Below are 18,847 nucleotides of genomic sequence, written 5' to 3'. Positions count from 1 at the left end.
ATCCAGCGGCGTTTATGTCCTTTAAACCCTGTCAAAATTGACCTGCCTGTGCTTGTGAATATCCACCGCCCATTGCGGCGGCGGAGCTAAATTAACACGCACCGTAGGGAATAACTAAACCTTAGCTCAACACAATGTGGAGACACGCTTGGTTACAGTTCAGCATTGAACTCCCGTTTAGTGAAGCCTTGATGAAATAGCGCCATTCAATACAGCCAAGGATTTCATCATGTCACAGCTCAGCTACCCACTCGCCTCTGCCCGGCCGCTTAACGGCTGGCAACTGATGACGGCGCTGATCAATGGCGAAAAGGCACCGAGCAACGCCTGGAAAAAGCCCTCGTTTCGCCTGAAGTTTCTCGGCCGTTCGCTGCTCAACTGGCGCACCACCAGCGGTCTGCTCAGCACTCTGGCCAGCAATCCGCTGCTGGAAGAGATCCTGAACGCGCAGCCGAACCTGCCGTGCAAATTGCATCGTCCGTATCTGGCGGCCAACATGAGCAAGATCGAATGCCTGTTCGCCCTGCGCGATCATTACGATCTCATCGCGCAGCGCATGCCGCTGAAGATGCGCCTCGGCCACCTCGGCCCGCAGTCTTTCGTGCTGGCCAGCGCGATGGGCAAAAACGAAGCGCCGATCACACTGGAGCTGGCGGCGATCGACAAACTGAATAAAGAAGGGGAAGCCACGCTGCTGCTGCGCAACGCCAACGGTGTGATGCTGGCAGAGATCACCTTTGCACTGATGCATTATCAGCAGCAGCCGACGCTGTTCATCGGCGGCCTGCAGGGCGCAAACCATGAGGTACCGCACGCCGAGATCCAGCACACCACCAAAGAGTGTCACGGCCTGTTCCCCAAACGGCTGGTGCTGGAAGGCATCTGCACGCTGGCGCGGCATCTCGGCATCCGCCAGATCGTGGCGGTCGGCAACGCTACCCATATCTATCAAAACTGGCGTTACCAGAGCAAGAAGAAGGACAAGCTGCACGCCGATTACGATCAGTTCTGGCTGTCGATGGGCGCCAAAGCGCTCGACAGCGGCTATTTCCTGCTGCCCGAGCGCATCGCTCGCAAGCCGATCGAAGAGATTGCCAGCAAGAAGCGCGCCGAGTATCGCCGCCGCTATCAGCTGCTGGACGAGCTGGAACAGGGATTGGCGGCGCATTTCAGCGCCCGATAACGCCCAGCGGGCCGTCAGTCCGCCCGGCCGCGCGCCAGCCAGATCACCCGTGAGAACATTTTCTTCAGCAGCGGCGGCACCGAATCCGTGCCCCACTCGCCGGCCTGCAGCGCGACCTCGATCGCCAGATCCGGCTTCGACGAGTGGTGGACCGCTTTCAGGATCACCTTGCGCACCGGCATCTGTGCGTTGAGCGGCACCGACGCCATTCGGTGATAAACCGGGCCGAACCCTTCGCGGAACATGAAGTGCTCCATGTCCGGCGCCGGCAGCGCGGTCAGCCGATCGCGTTCGTTGTCTTCATGATTGTCCAGCAGGCTGCGCACGGTATTGGCGTACTTTTTGCCCGCCTCGTCGCCGTCCACCAGCGCATGCCACTCGATGCCCATGCGGCGGGCAAAGCGCAGCAGCGGCTTCAGGCCGCATTGGGCAAATTCGATGACCCTCACCCCTTCAGCCTCGAAATGGTAACCGCACTGGCGCGCCAGCTCGTTCAGCAGCCACACTTCGGTCTCGCCCTCCACCAGCAGCCAACAGCGGGCGAACAGCGACGACGGGCGGTTGAAACGGATGTGAAACGCAATACGCCGCCCATCTTCGGCGCTCAGCCCGCGCGGCCCGAGACGGTAGGTCGCGACCCGCCCCGACTCGCGCACCAGCCGGCAGACGTGTTCCACCGGCACCAGCGACACCAGTTCGCTGGAGTTGGTGGTGGTGATGCGCTGCAGCGGCAGTTGATTGAGCAACCCCCAGGCCACCGACAGCATAATCGGGTGCAGGCGAGTTTCCGGGTCTTCCACCAACAGCAGCGGCCGGGCATGCGGATCCAGCTTGACGTCGCCCTTGGCCTGCAGCAGGGTGGAAAACATCCCGAGCAAGATCAGGCGCATGCTGCGGCTGTTCGGTTCGGCCACCATGCGGTTGATGCCGTCCAGCGCACGCCAGGCATCCTGCTCCGGTTCGCCGCCGCGACGGCGCGGTCGCGCCACCTGCGAACTCTGCTCGGCGAAGTAATGCTCCAACAGCTGCTGCATGGCCGCCAGGCCCTGACGCAGCTCGCCATTGGTCAGTTTTTGCGGATTGCGCACCAGCTCGCGCGTCAGCTGATCCAGCTGCTGCGCCAGCGCCTGGGTATCGGGTTTGCGTTCATCGCCGAGGCTGCTGGGGCGCAGGCGGCGAATAAAGCGCGCGTCGCGCAAACGCAATACCGGGTGGATGCGGATGATGGCATGGGCCAGCTGTTCAATATGGTGCAGTTGAAAGGCGTTGCCGTCGGCGTCGAGAAAACCGCGCCAGGTGCACACCGTGCCGTCATCCGCCAGTTCACCCTCGCAGCGGTAATGAATGCGGCTCAGGCCATCTTCGCCCTTGACCCACAGCGGCGTCAGGTGGCGATAGCGCGGCAGGTGCGCATGGCCGATGTCTTTTTCACAGAAGGTGAACACCACCTGCAGATGGCGCTCTTTGGCCGACTCCTCACCGGGGGGGAAATGAAAGTCATGCGCTTCAAACCGATACAGTTTCTGCTCCGGCGCCAGCAGCAGCGTCAGCGCATCCAGCAGGCTGGATTTACCCCAGGCGTTTTCGCCGAGCAACAGCGTGTTGTCATCCAGCATCAGGGACAGCCGATTAATGCCGCGAAAACCTACAATTTCAATACGCTCCAAGAACATCCGCCGCCTCCCGTGCGCGCCGTCGCCTCTTCAATGAGGTGACCTTCACAGAGCATGGTCAAAAAACCCCTTGCAGGTCAAGCGGCCAACGTCAAATCTGCCGCTTTACTCCGGCCGGGCTTTTGGTTAGCGTGTGCTCCTCGCCGCCGTTCGGCGCGCTTCAAAACTCAAGGACACAAGCTGCACCATGTACTCAGGACTGTTGATTATTCTGTTACCGCTGATTGTCGGTTACCTCATTCCCTTACGCCATCGCCCGCTGCTGGTGCTGATCAACCGGCTGCTGAGCTGGATGGTGTACGTGATCCTGTTTTTCATGGGTATCAGCCTGGCGTTCATGGAAGATCTCAGCAGCAACCTGGTGCTGATTTTCCAATACAGCGCGGTGTTCTTCCTCTGCATTCTCTGCGCCAATCTGCTGTTGCTGGCGCTGCTGGAACGGCGCATGCCGTGGCGCAGCAGCCATAAACAGGAAAAGCTGCCTTCGCGCGTGCACATGGCGCTGGAGTCGCTCAAGCTGTGCGGCGTGGTGCTCGGCGGCTTCCTGCTCGGCCTGACGCAGTGGCAATGGCTGCAGTTCGCCCATAAAGGCAGCGAATATGCGCTGATCTTCCTGCTGTTGCTGGTCGGTATTCAGCTGCGCAACAGCGGCATGACGCTGCGCCAGATCGTACTCAACCGCCGCGGCACGCTGGTGGCGTTGGTGGTGACCGTCGCGTCTCTGGCCGGCGGTGCGCTGGCGGCGCAGCTGCTGGGGTTACCGGTCAAGGCCGGGTTGGCGATGGCCTCCGGCTTCGGTTGGTACTCGCTGTCCGGCATTCTGATCACCGACGCCTACGGCCCGGTGATGGGCAGCGCCGCGTTCTTCAACGATCTGGCGCGCGAGCTGGTGGCGATTATGCTGATCCCAACGCTGGTGCTCCGCAGCCGCTCCACCGCCCTCGGCCTGTGCGGCGCCACCTCGATGGACTTCACCCTGCCGGTGCTGCAGCGCAGCGGCGGACTGGATATGGTCCCACCCGCCATCGTGCACGGCTTCCTGCTGAGCCTGCTGGCGCCGGTGCTGATCGCCCTGTTCTCCTGATCCTTTCCCCTGGGGGCCATCCGGCCCCCAAAGCGTAATAGTTCCCATCCGCACGGCAAAATTGCGCTAAATCAAACTTGCCCGCAGTAGTCGCACAAAAGCCTTTTGCAACCCCGATCGCCGATCTATGCTTTTAAACAGGCATTTAATATGCAACTTTAAAATAAAGGAAGCGACTATGTTCTGTGTGCAATGTGAACAAACCATCCGTACCCCGGCAGGCAACGGCTGCGCGTATGCTCAGGGCATGTGCGGCAAGACGGCGGAAACCTCCGATCTACAGGATCTGCTGGTGGCGGCGTTGCAGGGTCTCTCCGCCTGGGCGCTGCAGGCGCGCTCGCTGGGCATCGTCGATCATGAGATCGACAGCTTCGCCCCACGTGCCTTCTTCTCCACCCTGACCAACGTCAACTTCGACTCCCAGCGCATTATCGGTTATGCGCGGGAAACCCTGCTGCTGCGCGATTCGCTGGCCGCCCGTTGCCGGCTGCTGGACGCCGGCGTGCGCGTCGATCACCCGATGGCGGCGCTGCAGCTGGCCGGTGACGATATGCCTGCGCTGCTGCTACAGGCGGCGCAGTTTGCCCTCAACAGCGACAAGGCCGAGGTCGGCGACGACGTCCACGGGCTGCGCATGCTATGCCTGTACGGCCTGAAAGGCGCGGCGGCCTATATGGAACACGCGCACGTGCTCGGCCAGTTCGACGAGCAACTCTATGCCGACTACCACGCCTTTATGGCCTGGCTCGGCACCCGGCCGCGCGACGTCGACACCCTGCTGAACAACGCCATGGGCATCGGCAAGATGAACTTCAACGTGATGGCGATCCTCGATCGCGGCGAAACCCAGGCCTACGGCGATCCGCAGCCCAGCGCGGTTAACGTGCGCCCGGTGGCCGGGAAATCCATTCTGATCTCCGGCCACGATCTGAAAGATCTGCGCATGCTGCTGGAACAAACCGAAGGACAAAACGTCAACGTCTACACCCATGGCGAAATGCTGCCGGCGCACGGCTATCCCGAACTGAAAAAATTCAAGCATCTGGTGGGCAACTACGGTAGCGGCTGGCAGAACCAGCAGACGGAATTCGCCAAATTCCCCGGCCCGATCGTGATGACCTCCAACTGCATCATCGATCCGAACGTCGGCAACTACGGCGATCGCATCTGGACCCGCAGCATCGTCGGCTGGCCGGGCGTCAACCACCTGGAAGGCGACGACTTCAGCGCCGTGATCCGCCAGGCGCAGGGCATGAACGGCTTCCCTTATACCGAGATAGAGCACCTGATCACCGTCGGCTTCGGCCGCCAGACGCTGCTGAACGCCGCCGACACGGTGATCGATCTGGTGTCGCAGAAAAAACTGCGCCACGTCTTCCTGGTCGGCGGCTGCGACGGCAGCCGCGACGAGCGCAGCTACTTCACCGACTTCGCCCGCAGCGTGCCGCAAGACTGCCTGATCATGACGCTGGCCTGCGGCAAGTACCGTTTCAACAAACTGGACTTCGGCACGCTGGAAGGGCTGCCGCGCCTGCTGGACGTCGGCCAGTGCAACGACGCCTACTCCGCCATCATGCTGGCGGTCAAGCTGGCCGACACGCTCGGCTGCAGCGTCAACGATCTGCCGCTCAGCCTGGTGCTGTCGTGGTTTGAACAAAAGGCGATCGTCATTCTGCTGACGCTGTTGTCGCTGGGGGTGAAAAACATCGTTACCGGCCCGACCGCGCCAGGCTTCCTGACCGACAACCTGATGGCGATCCTCAACGAGAAATTTGGCCTGCGTCCTATCACCACCGTCGAGCAGGATATCAACGCGCTACTCGCCTGATGCCGTTACGTTATGGGGCCGCCTGCGCCGGCCCCTTTGCTTTTTGAGGTGCCCCGATGACTCAACCCACTCCGCTTTGTCCGAACCGTATGCAGGTGCATTCCATCCAGCGTGAAACCGCCGACGTCTGGACGCTGAACCTGATCTGCGACGTTTTCTACCCTTATCAGGCGGGCCAGTTTGCGCTGGTCAGCATCCGCAACAGCGAGGAGACACTGCGCGCGTATACGCTTTCCTCCTCGCCCGGCCAGAGCCGCTTTCTCAGCATCAGCGTGCGCTGCCTGCCAGGCGGCGTCGGATCGCGCTGGCTGACACAAGAGGTCAAACCCGGCAACACGCTGTGGCTGTCCGACGCGCAGGGCGAGTTCAGCTGCGAGCGTCACCCGGCCGATCGTTATCTGATGCTGGCCGCCGGCTGCGGCGTGACGCCGATCGTCTCGATGTGCCGTTGGCTGACCGCCAACCGTCCGGCCTGCGATATCGCCGTGATCTTTAACGTACGCACCCCCGCCGACACGGTTTTCGCCGATCAATGGCGCGCGCTGTGCGCCGCTCATCCGCAGCTGCGCCTGACGCTGATGGCCGAGCAGGATCTGCAACCCGGTTACCTCCGCGGCCGCATCGATGAACAGACGCTGCGGCAGGCGGCGCCGGATATCGCCGAACGCATGGTGATGACCTGCGGCCCTGCGCCCTACATGGAACAGGTAGAGCAGCTTTGCCGCCGGCTCGGCGTGCCGGCCGAGCGTTTCCATAAAGAGCAGTTCCACACGCCGACAGCGCAGGCCGATGCCACTGAAGGACTGACGCTGCGCGCCGCTCGCCCGCTGCGCGAATTCCGCGTGCCGGTCGGCAGCACGCTGCTGGCGGCGATGGAGGCCAATGCCCTGCCGGTCAACGCCGCCTGCCGCGCCGGGGTGTGCGGCTCGTGCAAAACCCGCATCCTCGAGGGTGACTACACCACCACCAGCACCATGACGCTGAGCGCGGAAGAGGTAGCACAAGGCTACGTGCTGGCCTGCAGTTGCCAACTGCAGGGCGACGTCACATTGGCGTGATCCCCAGGCCCCATCGCCGCAATGGGGCATTTATCGGCAAGCTCCCCCATCTCCGCCCGATTACACTTTCTTCCGTCCTACGCTCTTTACCCTTCCTGACCGCATCTCGTCCACAGCCGGTAAGCTATGCTTGCAGTTGTTCTGCTGCCACTCACCGGATCGAGTACACATCGTTTTTCAAACCATGTTTGGGGGAACCATGAAGCAAACCGTAGCCACACTGATCGCCAAAACGCTGGATCAAGCCGGCGTAAAACGCATTTGGGGCGTGACCGGCGATTCACTCAACGGCCTCAGCGACAGCCTGCACCGCATGGGCACCATCGAATGGCTGGGCACCCGCCATGAAGAGGTGGCCGCCTTCGCCGCCGGCGCCGAAGCCCAGCTCACCGGCCAGCTGGCGGTGTGCGCCGGTTCCTGCGGCCCCGGCAACCTGCATCTTATCAATGGCCTGTTCGACTGCCACCGCAACCATGTGCCGGTGCTGGCGATCGCCGCGCACATTCCTTCCAGCGAAATCGGCAGCGGCTACTTCCAGGAAACCCATCCGCAGGAGCTGTTCCGCGAATGCAGCCACTATTGCGAACTGGTCTCCAACCCGGAACAGCTACCGCGCGTGCTGGAGATCGCCATGCGCAAGGCGATCCTCAACCGCGGCGTCTCGGTGGTGGTCTTGCCGGGCGACGTGGCGCTGCGCATGGCGCCGGAAGATGCGACCCTGACCTGGCATACCCCGGCGCTACCGCTGGTGCAGCCGCCGATGAGCGAGCTGAACAAGCTGGCTGAGACGCTGAATCAAGCGAAGAACATCACCCTGATGTGCGGCAGCGGCTGCGCCGGCGCGCACGATGAGGTGGTCAAGCTGGCCGAGCTGCTGCAGGCGCCGGTGGTGCATGCGCTGCGCGGCAAAGAGCATATCGAGTGGGATAACCCTTACAGCGTCGGCATGACCGGGCTGATCGGCTTCTCCTCCGGCTATCACGCGATGATGAACGCCGACACGCTGGTGCTGCTCGGCACCCAGTTCCCCTACCGCGCGTTCTACCCCACCAACGCCAACATCATCCAGATCGACATCAATCCCGGCAGCATCGGCGCGCACTGTCCGGTCAACATGGCGCTGGTGGGCGACATCCATACCACCCTCACCGCTCTGCTGCCGCAGCTGGAGCCGAAGCGCGACCGGGCGTTCCTCGACAAGGCGCTGGAGCATTACCGCAACGCGCGCAAGGATCTCGACGGGCTGGCGACCGCCAACGACGACCAGCCGATCCACCCGCAGTATCTGGCGCAGCAGCTCAGCCAGTACGCCAGCGACGACGCCATCTTTACCTGCGACGTCGGCACGCCAACGGTGTGGGCCGCCCGCTACGTGAAAATGAACGGCAAGCGCCGCCTGCTCGGTTCGTTCAATCACGGTTCGATGGCCAACGCCATGCCGCAGGCGATCGGCGCCCAGGCCACCGCGCCGGATAAACAGGTGATCGCCATGTGCGGCGACGGCGGTTTCACCATGCTGATGGGGGATTTCCTGTCGCTGGCGCAGCTCAAGCTGCCGGTGAAAATCGTGGTATTCAACAACAGCGTGCTGGGGTTCGTGGCGATGGAGATGAAGGCCGGCGGCTACCTGACCGACGGTACCGACCTGCATAACCCGGACTTCGCGGCGATCGCCAACGCCGCCGGCATCAAGGGCATCCGCGTGGAAAAAGCCTCGGAGCTGGACGGCGCGCTGCAGGAGATGTTGGCGCACCCCGGCCCGGCGCTGCTGGACGTGGTCACCGCCAAGCAAGAGCTGGCGATGCCGCCGCAGATCAAGTTTGAACAGGCAAAAGGCTTCAGCCTCTACATGCTGCGCGCCATCATCAACGGCCGCGGCGACGAAGTGGTCGAGCTGGCGAAGACCAACTGGCTGCGCTAAGCAAGCTGCCCCGGTGAAATAAAGGGTATATGATGCCATGTACCCTTTTCCTCTCCCTTATATTCCAGGAACCCTATGCTTATCGATCTACGCAGCGACACCGTCACCCGCCCCAGCGCCGCCATGCGCCAGGCGATGGCTCAGGCAGAGGTCGGCGACGACGTCTACGGCGATGACCCGACGGTCAACGCGCTGGAGGCCGAGGCGGTACGCCTGTCGGGCAAAGAAGCGGCGCTGTTTTTGCCCAGCGGCACCCAGGCCAACCTGGTGGCGCTGCTGAGCCACTGCCAGCGCGGCGACGAGTATCTGGTCGGCCAACAGGCGCACAACTATAAATACGAGGCCGGTGGCGCGGCGGTGCTGGGCAGCATCCAGCCGCAGCCGATCGAGGCCGACGCGGACGGCACGCTGCCGCTGGACAAGCTCGCCGCCGCCATCAAACCCGACGATATCCACTTCGCCCGCACCCGGCTGCTGAGCCTGGAAAACACCATCAGCGGCCGAGTTCTGCCGCAGGCCTACCTGCAGCAGGCGTGGCAGTTTACCCGCGAGCGGCAGCTGGCGCTGCATATCGACGGCGCGCGTATCTTCAACGCCGCCGTGGCGCTGAACCTGCCGCTAAAAGAGATCGTGCAATACTGCGACACCTTCACCATTTGCCTGTCGAAAGGATTGGGCGCGCCGGTCGGATCGCTGCTGTGCGGCAGCGAGGCCTTCATTCAGCGCGCGCTGCGCTGGCGCAAGATGACCGGCGGCGGGCTGCGTCAGGCCGGCATCCTGGCGGCGGCCGGCCTCTACGCGCTGGAGCATAACGTCGCACGGCTGCGCGAAGACCATGACAACGCGGTCTGGCTGGAGCAACAGCTGCGGCAGATCGGCGTGGAGGTCGCCGAACCCGGCGCACAGACCAACGTGCTGTACCTGCGCCAATCACCGGCGCTGGCGGCCAAATTCGGCCCGTGGATGCGCGAACGCGGCGTGCTGATCAGCAGCGGCCCGCTGACGCGCATTCTGACCCACCTCGACGTCAGCCGTCAGGATCTGCAGCGGGTGGTCGAGCTGTGGCGGGAGTTCCTCCAGCAGCACGCCTGATCCCCCCTCCCCGGCGCGCCGGGGAGCCCTTCACCGCCCGCCGATGGCCTCGACAAAACGGCGGGTGATCTGCTGCGGGCGCGTAATGGCGCCGCCCACCACGACCGCATGCGCCCCCAGCGCCAGGCAGCGTGCTGCCATCGCCGGCGTTTCGACATTGCCCTCGGCAATGACCGGCACCGGCACCGCCGCCAGCACCGCGCGCAGAAAACCGAAGTCATCCTCCGCCAGTCGAGCGCCCCGGCTTTCGGCGGTATAGCCGTGCAGCGTGGTGCCCACGCAGTCGAACCCCAACCTGGCAGCCTCTTGCGCTTCTTCTACGGTGGCGATGTCTGCCATCAACAGCAGCCGGGGATACCTTGCGCGGATCGCGGCAACCAATTCCGCCAGTTGCAGCTCCCCTGGCCGAAGGTGGCCGGTCGCGTCCAGCGCAATCATCTGCGGCGCCGCGGCCATCAGCTCATCGATTTCACGCAGGGTCGGCGTGATATAGACATCGCTGCCCGCATAATCGCGCTTGATAATGCCGATCACCGGCAGCGCCACCGTGCGCATAATGGCTTTGACGTCTTCGACGCCGTTGGCGCGGATCGCCGCCGCACCACCTTGCTCGGCCGCCAGCGCCATGCGCGCCATGATAAAATCGCTGTGCAGTGGCTCGTCGTCCAACGCCTGGCAAGACACCACCAGCCGCCCCTTAATCTGCTGCAAAATGGAAAGCGTCATAAATCCAACAACTCCTCGACTTCATTTTTAATGATGGTGACGTGCGGGCCGTAGATCACCTGAACGCCGTTGCCGCGAACGATCACCGCCCGCGCGCCGCTGGCCTTCAGCCCGCTTTCGTCCAGCAACCGACTCTGTTTTACCGTCACGCGCAGCCGCGTGGCGCAACAATCCAGTTCGACGATATTCTCTTTGCCGCCCAGCGCCGCCAGCACCTGCTGCGAGCGTTCGGTGCCGGTCATCACCGCTTCCGGCGCGGTTTCCACCTCACGCCCCGGCGTTTTGAAATTGAAGCGCAGGATCAGGAAACGGAACGTGAAGTAGTACAGGAAGAACCAGGGCACCCCAACCAGCGGTACGTACATCCAGTGGGTTTTCGCTTCGCCCTGCAGCACGCCGAACAGCATGAAATCGATAAAGCCGCCGGAGAACGTCTGACCGATGGTGATATGCAAGATGTGTGCGATCGTGAACGCCAGGCCATCGAACAGCGCGTGCACCACGTACAGCGCCGGCGCGACAAACAGGAACGAGAATTCGATAGGTTCGGTGATGCCGGTCAGAAAAGAGGTCAGCGCCGCCGACAGCAGCAGCCCGCCGACGCGTTTGCGGTTCTCCGGGCGAGCGCTTTGGTACATCGCCAGGCAGGCGCCGACCAGGCCGAACATCATGGTAATAAAGCGGCCGGACATGAAACGTGCCGTGCCAATGTAGAACTGCTGCGTATTCGGATCGGCCAACTGGGCGAAGAAAATGCGCTGCGTACCCTCCACCAGCTGTCCGTTTATCACTTCGCTGCCGCCGAGCGCGGTAGTCCAGAACGGCAGGTAGAAGATGTGATGCAGGCCGAATGGCCCGAGCATGCGCAACACGAAGCCGTAGATAAAGGTGCCGAGATAGCCGCTGGCGTCCACCAGCCCGCCCATGCCGAAGATCAGCCGTTGGAAATGCGGCCACACCACGGTCATCAGGGCGCCGACCGCCATCGCCGCCAACGAGCTGACGATCGGCACAAAGCGCGAGCCGCCGAAAAAGCCCAGGAACGGCGGCAACGCTATCTTGTTGTAACGGCCGTGCAAATACCAGGTCACCAAACCGATGACCACCCCGCCGAACACCCCGGTCTCCAGCGTCTGGATCCCGAGAATCGTTCCCTGTCCCACCGCGCCGGCGTTCTGCGTGGCCAGCGTGCCGTTGATTTTCAACAGCGCATTGATGGTGGCGTTCATTACCAGATAGGCGATCAGCGAGGCCAGCCCCGCCGTGCCCTTGTCGCTTTTGGCCAACCCCACCGCCACGCCGACCGCGAACAAGACCGCCAGGTTGGCGAACACGATGGCGCCGGCGCTGGCCATCACCGTAAATACGCTTTGCAGCCAGCCGACGTTGAGGAAGGGATACGCCTCAACGGTATTGGGATTGGACAGCGCACCGCCGATCCCCAGCAGCAGGCCGGCCGCCGGCAGCACGGCGATCGGCAGCATGAACGATTTGCCGAACAGCTGGGCTTTTTCGAACCAGCCGCCGGAGCGTGACAATTCTGGTGTTGACATAAATTTTTCCCCGCTATCATTTTTATGATGAAAATTTTTACCACATTAAAATTAATTTAATGAAAATTTTATTCATAACGATGATCGGCTTCACAATCCGTCGATTTCGCTGGCGAGCGGCGGCGTCTTTCCGCCACAATAGAAACGGGAATACTCAGAAAGGTAACGTGATGAATACAGGCAACTTGTTATTGCGGCTGCGGCAGGATTTGGCGGGGTACAGCCCCACGCTGCAAAAGCTCGGCAATTATCTTCTTGCGGAGCCCTCCCGCGCCGTTTACCTGACCATCACCGAACTGGCGCGTGAAAGCGCCACCAGCGAAGCCAGCGTCACGCGGCTGTGCCGCCATCTGGGCTGTAAAGGCTATACCGAATTTAAAATGGCGCTGGCCCTCAGCCTGCAACAAAACCAGCCGGAGGCGACGACGCGGCAAAGCGCAACGGAAAATTTGGTGGAGGAGAGCGTGCAGGCGCTGCGGGATACCGGCGCGCTGTTGGATCCGCAGGCGCTACAACAGGCGGCGGACAGCCTGCAGCGTTGCGCTTCGGTACAAATTTACGGCGTTGCCGCCAGCGCCATCATCGGCGATTTCCTGCACTACAAACTGTTGCGCCTCGGTAAACCGGCGCAGCTGTTCAGCGACATGCACCGGGCGGCGATGAACGCCGCTTCGCTGAGTGAGCGGGATCTGTTGATCGTCATCTCCAGCTCCGGCTCCACCAAGGACGTACTGCATGCGGTGACATTGGCCAAAGGGCGCGGCGCACGCGTGATCGCCGTCAGCAACACCCAACGCAGCCCGCTGGCCAAGTTGGCGGATACGCTGCTGGTGGCGGCCAAACCGGAAGGGCCGCTGACTGCCGGCGCCCTGCCGGCCAAGGTCGGCGCCATGCTGCTGGTGGAATTGATGATCGCCGAACTGACTCAGCGCGATCCCGCCTACGCTCAGGCGATGCAGGCCACCGCCAGCGCTACCCTGCCGCTGCTGTTGTAATCAGAAGATCCAGCGGCCATAAACCCAGTACCACAGCCCCAGCACCGCCACCAGATTGAGTGCCACGCTGAGGATGAACCAGGTTTTAAACGGCTGTTTCTGGGTCTTGTGGCGAAACAGCTGCTGTGCCGCCAGTGCGCCCAACCACCCGCCCAGCGCGCCGAACAGCAACAGCGTCACCTCCGGCACCCGCCGCCACTCCTTGCGCGCCGCCAGCTTATCGCCGCCGTAGATCAGAAACGTCAGCAGGTTGGCCAACAGCAACCACATCCACACCGGATGCAGCGAGAACAGGCTGGCGACCAGCGCCAGGCCCAGCAGGGCGTAACAAATCACATTGAGCTTCATGACATCCGGTTTTTCGTTCGGTAAGGGGGCGCGTAGTGTGAACCTGCGGCATGATGGATGCAACCGGCTTATACCCATACAAAAAGTGCATTTAAACCCTGAATTTGGCATCCTGTCGTTCAGCTAACCCTCTACCGTACAAGGCAGCCCGATGACACCCCAACGCGTACTGGTTCTTGGAGCCAGTGGCTATATAGGCCAGAACCTGATCCCACACCTGATCGAACAGGGGCACCAGATTACCGCTGCCGCGCGGCGCATCGAGTGGCTGCAGGAGCGGAACTGGCCGCAGGTCAACTGCCTGTATGTCGATCTGTATCGCCCGGAAACCCTGAGTGCGGCGCTGTGGGAAATCGACACGCTTTACTATCTGGTGCACGCGATGGGCGACGGCGACGATTTTATCGAGAAAGAGCGCCAGGCGGCGGAAAACCTGCGCGACGCGCTGCGCAATGCCAGCGTGAAACAGGTGATCTTCCTCGGCGCGCTGCAGCCGAATGACGACAGCTCGCCACATCTGGCGGCCCGCCGCCTGACCGGCGAGATCTTGCGCCAGAGCGGCGTGCCGGTGACCGAGCTGCGCGCCGGCATCATCGTCGGCCCCGGCTCGGCGGCGTTCGAAGTGATGCGCGACATGGTCTATAACCTGCCGGTGCTGACGCCGCCGCGCTGGGTGCGCTCGAGATCGTCGCCGGTAGCGCTGGAGAACCTGCTGGTGTATCTGGCCGATCTGCTGGCGCACCCGGCGCAGGAACACCGCATCTTCGACATTGCCGGGCCGGAATACCTCAGCTATCAGGATATGTTCAAACGCTTTATCGCCATCAGCGGCAAGCGGCGCTGGCTGATCCCGATCCCCTTGCCGACGCGGCTGATTTCGGTGTGGTTCATCAGCCTGATCACCTCGGTGCCGACGCCGATCGCCCGCGCGCTGATCCAAGGGTTGAAGCACGATCTGCCCGCCGACGGCCGGCCGCTGCAGGCTCTGATCCCACAGCGGCTGCACACCTTTGAGCAGGCGGTCGCCACCACGCTGCAACGCGAACGGGAGGTGGTCGACTCCGCCGACTGGGGCTACGATCCGGCGGCGCGGGCCCGCTGGCGCCCCGGCTACGGTTACTATCCGAAACAGGCCGGTTGTTCGCTGGACACCGCTGCCACCCGCGAGGCCCTGTGGCAAACAGTGCAACAGCTGGGAGGCGAAGAAGGCTATTTCTACGCCAATGTTCTGTGGCGGATCCGCGCCCGCATGGACGACATGATCGGCAATGGGGTGGTCTATGGCCGCCCGGCGCGCACGACTCTGGCGCTGGGCGACGAGATCGACGGCTGGAAAGTCATCACGCTGAAGCCGCTGCGGCAACTGGCGCTGCTGTTCGGCATGAAGGCGCCGGGGCTGGGGCGGCTGAGCTTCAGCATCACCGATCACGGCGATCGCCGCACGCTGGACGTGCGCGCCTGGTGGCATCCGGCCGGCTTCAGCGGGCTGCTGTATTGGTTTGCCATGATGCCCGCACACCTGTTCATTTTCCGCGGCATGGCGAAGCGCATCGCCGCGCTTGCCGAGAGTCTGGACCACCAACGGCGCTGAACGCCGTTCATTTGTCGATCAACCGCACAGTTTGCCGCTGTGCTTCGGGGCTTTCCGATTGCATAGCGCACGAAATCACGGAAGAATGGCATCTTATTTGCTGGGAGCGCCGCAAGCGCCCGCCGGTATTCCGATTTTGGGTGAGAATAGAGTCCGTTATGAAGGTATTGGTCACCGGTGCCACCAGTGGGTTAGGCCGTAACGCCGTTGAATATCTGCGCCGCCAGGGCATCAAAGTGCGCGCCACCGGCCGCAACCAGGCGATGGGCGGCCTGCTGGAAAAAATGGGCGCGGAGTTCATTCATGCCGATCTCACCAATCTGATCTCTTCGCAGGCCAAGGCGATGCTGGCAGACGTCGACGTACTGTGGCACTGTTCCAGCTTTACCTCGCCCTGGGGCACCGAAGAGGCCTTCGAACTGGCCAACGTCCGCGCTACCCGCCGCCTCGGCGAATGGGCGGCGGCCTACGGCGTGGCGCAGTTCATTCATATCTCTTCCCCGGCGATCTATTTCGATTACCATCATCACCGCAACGTGACCGAAGACTTCCGCCCGCAGCGCTACGCCAACGAATTCGCGCGCAGCAAGGCCGCCGGCGAGCAGGTGATTCAGCAGTTGGCGCTGTCCAATCCGCAGACCCATTTCACCATTCTGCGCCCGCAGGGGTTGTTCGGGCCGCACGACAAGGTGATGCTGCCGCGGCTGCTGCAGATGATCAAACGCTACGGCAACCTGCTGCTGCCGCGCGGCGGCGCGGCGGTGGTGGACATGACCTACCTGGAGAACGCAGTGCACGCCATGTGGCTGGCGACGCTAAAAGAAGATACGCCATCCGGCCGCGCCTACAACATTACCAACCAGCAACCGCGTCCGTTGCGCACCGTGGTGCAGCAGCTGATCGACGATTTGGGCATGAAATGCCACATCCGCTCCGTCCCCTATCCGATGCTCGACATGATGGCGCGCGGCATGGAACGCCTCGGCAGCAAAAGCGAAAAGGAACCGGTGCTGACCCACTACGGCGTCGCCAAACTCAACTTCGACCTCACGCTCGATACCACCCGCGCGCAGCAAGAACTGGGCTATCAGCCGATCGTCTCGCTGGAAGAAGGCATCGCGCGCACCGCCCGCTGGCTGAAAGATCACGGCAAGCTGCACGGTCTGTAATCAACGCGCCGCGCCGTACTTCACCAGCAGCGCATCGACAATCGCTTCACTCTCTGCATCCGGCTCGCCACGCACGTCATCGGGCCGGAAGTGCATCTGAAACGCCGCCAGCACATTGCGCTGCTGCCGCGCATCCCATGACGGCTCGATCGCATAACCGTAACTCGCCAGCTTTTCGAGCAGCGGCACCATCGGTACCGGCGCATGACGATCGCGTCCCGCCAGCAAGCGCTGAACGTCTCGCTCATCCGGCCAGGCACCAATACCTGCCTGCGCCAGCTGCCGCCAGGGGAACAGCGGGCCGGGATCCTGTTTGCGCTGCGGCGCGATATCGCTGTGCCCCACCACGTCCTGCGGCTGGATGCCATAGCGTTGGATAATGTCGCGGCTCAGCGGGATCAGCACGGCGATCTGCTCCGCCGTATAGGGCTGCCAGTGAGTAAATAGCATGCTGCGCGTGAAGCCCTTGTTGACGATTTCGATGCCGATCGAGGTGTCGTTGAGATTGCTGCGGCCGCGCCAGGCGCTGGCGCCGGCATGCCAGGCGCGCATCGCTTCCGGCACCAGCCGATACACCGTCGGTTTGCCGTGCTCGCGCTGCGGGTGCGCCGGCAGCAGATAATGAGCGCTGACGTGCTCGTCGGTCAGCGTTTTCAGCGATGAATGGAAGTCTTCCGCCGTGTAGTGCATCACCAAAAACCGGATGCGTTGGTCGGCGCCCTGCGCCTGATGCAGGGTTTCGAGCTGGTAAGCGCCGCGATCGACGAGCGTGTCCTGCTGCGGATTTTGGCACCCCGCCAACAACGCGGCGGCGATGATCCCTGGCCAAATTTTCACTTATCCTCCTGATTTACGCCCCTGAAAGATGTAACACCACGCGGTTAACCTGTATCCAATCATCACGCTCATCGAGAAATGATGACAGATAGCGCCGATATGCAAGCGAGTATTGCTCCCGGCTGGCGGCCGCTCACGCCCATGATAGTCTCAAAGTATCATCTGCGCCGAAAGAGCGGAGTCGAACATGTTCACACCACGCTATCTGTCCTGGTTGCTCTGTGCCGCCATGCTGCCGCTCAGCGGCTGCGATCAGCAAAAAGTCGCCGGTGCGATGGGCGGAAGCACACCGCCCCCGGCCGCTCCCGCCGCCAATGCGAGTGCGCCGGCCTATACGCCACTGACCGCCGATCAGCTTTACCAGCTGGTCAGCCCGGTGGCCCTGTTCCCCGATAAGTTGCTGGCGCAGGTCTTGGCCGGCGCGGGCTATCCCGACCAAATCAGCGCCGCAGATGCCTGGCTGGCGCAAAACCGCGGTCTGCAGCCGGCGGCGCTCAGCTCGGCGGCCGACGCTCAGCCCTGGGATGCCAGCGTGCGCGGCCTGGTGCAATTCCCCGACGTACTCGATCAGATGGCGAAGAACATCCCCTGGACCACCGCCCTGGGCAGCGCCTACCTCAACGATCCCACCGACGTGATGAACGCCATTCAGGTGATGCGCCAACGGGCGGCCAGCCAGGGTACGCTGAAAAACACCCCGCAACAGCGCATCGTCGTGGCGCCCACCACCCGTTACGTGGAGCAACAATCTTATCGCCAGAGCGTGGTGGCGGCGCCGGGCGAAACCATCGTCATCGAGCCCAGCCAGCCGGATACGGTTTACGTCCCGCGTTACGACCCTTGGGTAGCCTACGGCACGCCGATTCCCGCCTACCCAAGCTATCAGTATCAACCTTCGGGCTACAGCGGCGGCGATATGTTGGCGGCCGGCGTGATCAGCTTCGGCGTCGGCATCGCGGTCGCCTCATTGTTCAATCAGCACAACAGCGGTTGGCACAACTGGGATATGCGCTGGGACGATCGACGCCAACCGGTGATCTACCGCAATGCGCCCTACGTGTCGCACTCCACCACCGTGGTAAATCGCGTCACCAACATCAACCAATATAACAACGTCAACAATGTGAATCGCAGCAGCACCAGCACGGTGAACAACTACAATACGACCACCGCCGCGCCGACGCCGCGCTTCAACCCACCGACGCCGAACGCGGCACCGCAACAGCCGCACGGCGCGCCTGCAGCCCATGCGCCGATGACGATGCCGAACTTTGCGCATACCCAACCGGTGGCGCCTCACGTACAACAGCCGATAACCGTACATCAACCGATGGCGGCCGCGCCGCACCTGCAACAACCGGTCAGTGCGCCCCATGTACAGCAACCGATGAGCATGCCGACGTTCACGCATACCGCACCTGCGGCGCCCCACGCGCAGCAGCCGATGGCCGTGCACTCAGCGCCGGTACAGACGCATCCGATGCAGGCCGTCGCGCCGGTGCATCAATCCGCCGTGCGGCCACCGGTTCAGGTAGCACCGCACGTCGCTCAGCCTGTGGTGCGCGAACCGGCCGTAGCACCGCACCCGGCGGTAGTACGCCCGACGCCGATGCCGCAGGAACGCGTCATGCCGCATCCGGCCCCGGCGCAGCAGATCCACCAGCCGTCCGTTCAGCCGATACAGCATCGCCAGGAGCCGGCGCCGGTGAAACCGCAGGAACACCGCCCGATCGTCGAGCAGCACAAGGTGGGGTAAAGCAAGAGAATGGCGCCCCGGCAGAACGGCCGG

The 18,847-nt window shown here is 62.7% G+C and carries 15 protein-coding genes; 10 read left to right on the top strand and 5 right to left on the bottom strand.

Annotated elements, in window-relative coordinates:
• The first annotated feature begins 229 nt into the window (after positions 1-229).
• A complete protein-coding gene (locus EGY12_RS15260) occupies positions 230-1,183 on the top strand; it encodes a VirK/YbjX family protein (RefSeq protein ID WP_123894489.1) in 954 nt (317 codons plus the stop codon).
• Positions 1,184-1,197: 14 nt separating this feature from the next.
• On the opposite strand, the gene EGY12_RS15255 is transcribed toward EGY12_RS15260, so the two are convergent.
• Positions 1,198-2,856, bottom strand: coding sequence for an ATP-dependent endonuclease (locus EGY12_RS15255; protein WP_123894488.1), 1,659 nt, complete (start codon positions 2,854-2,856; stop codon positions 1,198-1,200).
• A gap of 187 nt (positions 2,857-3,043) precedes the next feature.
• On the opposite strand from EGY12_RS15255, the gene EGY12_RS15250 reads away from it, so the two are divergent.
• From EGY12_RS15250 to ltaE, 5 genes are all read left to right on the top strand, one after another.
• Positions 3,044-3,940, top strand: coding sequence for a lysine exporter LysO family protein (locus EGY12_RS15250; RefSeq protein WP_123894487.1), 897 nt, complete (start codon positions 3,044-3,046; stop codon positions 3,938-3,940).
• A gap of 178 nt (positions 3,941-4,118) precedes the next feature.
• Positions 4,119-5,768 carry a hydroxylamine reductase gene (gene hcp / locus EGY12_RS15245; protein ID WP_123894486.1) on the top strand — a complete coding sequence of 550 codons (1,650 nt, stop codon included), beginning with the start codon at positions 4,119-4,121 and terminating at the stop codon, positions 5,766-5,768.
• 56 nt (positions 5,769-5,824) lie between these two features.
• The gene (hcr, locus tag EGY12_RS15240; RefSeq protein WP_123894485.1) at positions 5,825-6,826 is read left to right on the top strand and encodes an NADH oxidoreductase; all 1,002 of its coding nucleotides are present in this window, start codon (positions 5,825-5,827) and stop codon (positions 6,824-6,826) included.
• A 199-nt stretch (positions 6,827-7,025) separates the two neighbouring features.
• Positions 7,026-8,747 (top strand): ubiquinone-dependent pyruvate dehydrogenase, encoded by a 1,722-nt coding sequence (gene poxB, locus EGY12_RS15235; protein WP_049202200.1) that lies wholly within the window; start codon positions 7,026-7,028, stop codon positions 8,745-8,747.
• A 75-nt stretch (positions 8,748-8,822) separates the two neighbouring features.
• The gene (gene ltaE / locus EGY12_RS15230; RefSeq protein WP_123894484.1) at positions 8,823-9,839 is read left to right on the top strand and encodes a low-specificity L-threonine aldolase; all 1,017 of its coding nucleotides are present in this window, start codon (positions 8,823-8,825) and stop codon (positions 9,837-9,839) included.
• Between the two features lie 30 nt (positions 9,840-9,869).
• On the opposite strand, the gene EGY12_RS15225 is transcribed toward ltaE, so the two are convergent.
• Positions 9,870-10,565 carry an N-acetylmannosamine-6-phosphate 2-epimerase gene (locus EGY12_RS15225; RefSeq protein ID WP_123894483.1) on the bottom strand — a complete coding sequence of 232 codons (696 nt, stop codon included), beginning with the start codon at positions 10,563-10,565 and terminating at the stop codon, positions 9,870-9,872.
• Positions 10,562-12,118 carry a PTS transporter subunit EIIC gene (locus EGY12_RS15220; protein ID WP_123894482.1) on the bottom strand — a complete coding sequence of 519 codons (1,557 nt, stop codon included), beginning with the start codon at positions 12,116-12,118 and terminating at the stop codon, positions 10,562-10,564. Before EGY12_RS15220 ends, EGY12_RS15225 begins: the two co-directional genes overlap by 4 nt.
• Positions 12,119-12,285: 167 nt before the next feature.
• Here EGY12_RS15220 and EGY12_RS15215 point away from each other — a divergent pair, with 167 nt between their 5' ends.
• Positions 12,286-13,113: a MurR/RpiR family transcriptional regulator gene (locus EGY12_RS15215; RefSeq protein ID WP_049272995.1), complete on the top strand. Its 828-nt coding sequence runs from the start codon at positions 12,286-12,288 to the stop codon at positions 13,111-13,113.
• On the opposite strand, the gene EGY12_RS15210 is transcribed toward EGY12_RS15215, so the two are convergent.
• The gene (locus EGY12_RS15210; RefSeq protein WP_049272998.1) at positions 13,114-13,461 is read right to left on the bottom strand and encodes a DUF1294 domain-containing protein; all 348 of its coding nucleotides are present in this window, start codon (positions 13,459-13,461) and stop codon (positions 13,114-13,116) included. It lies immediately after the preceding gene.
• Between the two features lie 151 nt (positions 13,462-13,612).
• On the opposite strand from EGY12_RS15210, the gene EGY12_RS15205 reads away from it, so the two are divergent.
• Both EGY12_RS15205 and EGY12_RS15200 read left to right on the top strand, forming a co-directional pair.
• Positions 13,613-15,052, top strand: coding sequence for a DUF2867 domain-containing protein (locus EGY12_RS15205; protein WP_123894481.1), 1,440 nt, complete (start codon positions 13,613-13,615; stop codon positions 15,050-15,052).
• Between the two features lie 158 nt (positions 15,053-15,210).
• Positions 15,211-16,221 carry an NAD(P)-dependent oxidoreductase gene (locus EGY12_RS15200; protein ID WP_123894480.1) on the top strand — a complete coding sequence of 337 codons (1,011 nt, stop codon included), beginning with the start codon at positions 15,211-15,213 and terminating at the stop codon, positions 16,219-16,221.
• Here the strand turns inward: EGY12_RS15200 and EGY12_RS15195 are convergent, their stop codons facing one another.
• Entirely contained in the window at positions 16,222-17,058 is an 837-nt protein-coding gene (locus tag EGY12_RS15195; RefSeq protein ID WP_123894479.1) for an N-acetylmuramoyl-L-alanine amidase, read from the bottom strand.
• A gap of 187 nt (positions 17,059-17,245) precedes the next feature.
• On the opposite strand from EGY12_RS15195, the gene EGY12_RS15190 reads away from it, so the two are divergent.
• Entirely contained in the window at positions 17,246-18,814 is a 1,569-nt protein-coding gene (locus EGY12_RS15190; protein WP_123894478.1) for a DUF3300 domain-containing protein, read from the top strand.
• The last annotated feature ends 33 nt before the right edge of the window (positions 18,815-18,847 follow it).

Source organism: Serratia sp. FDAARGOS_506, from assembly GCF_003812745.1.
Lineage (GTDB): Bacteria > Pseudomonadota > Gammaproteobacteria > Enterobacterales > Enterobacteriaceae > Serratia.
Note: the sequence above shows the minus strand (reverse complement) of the source record. Positions and strands in the feature narration are given on the sequence as shown.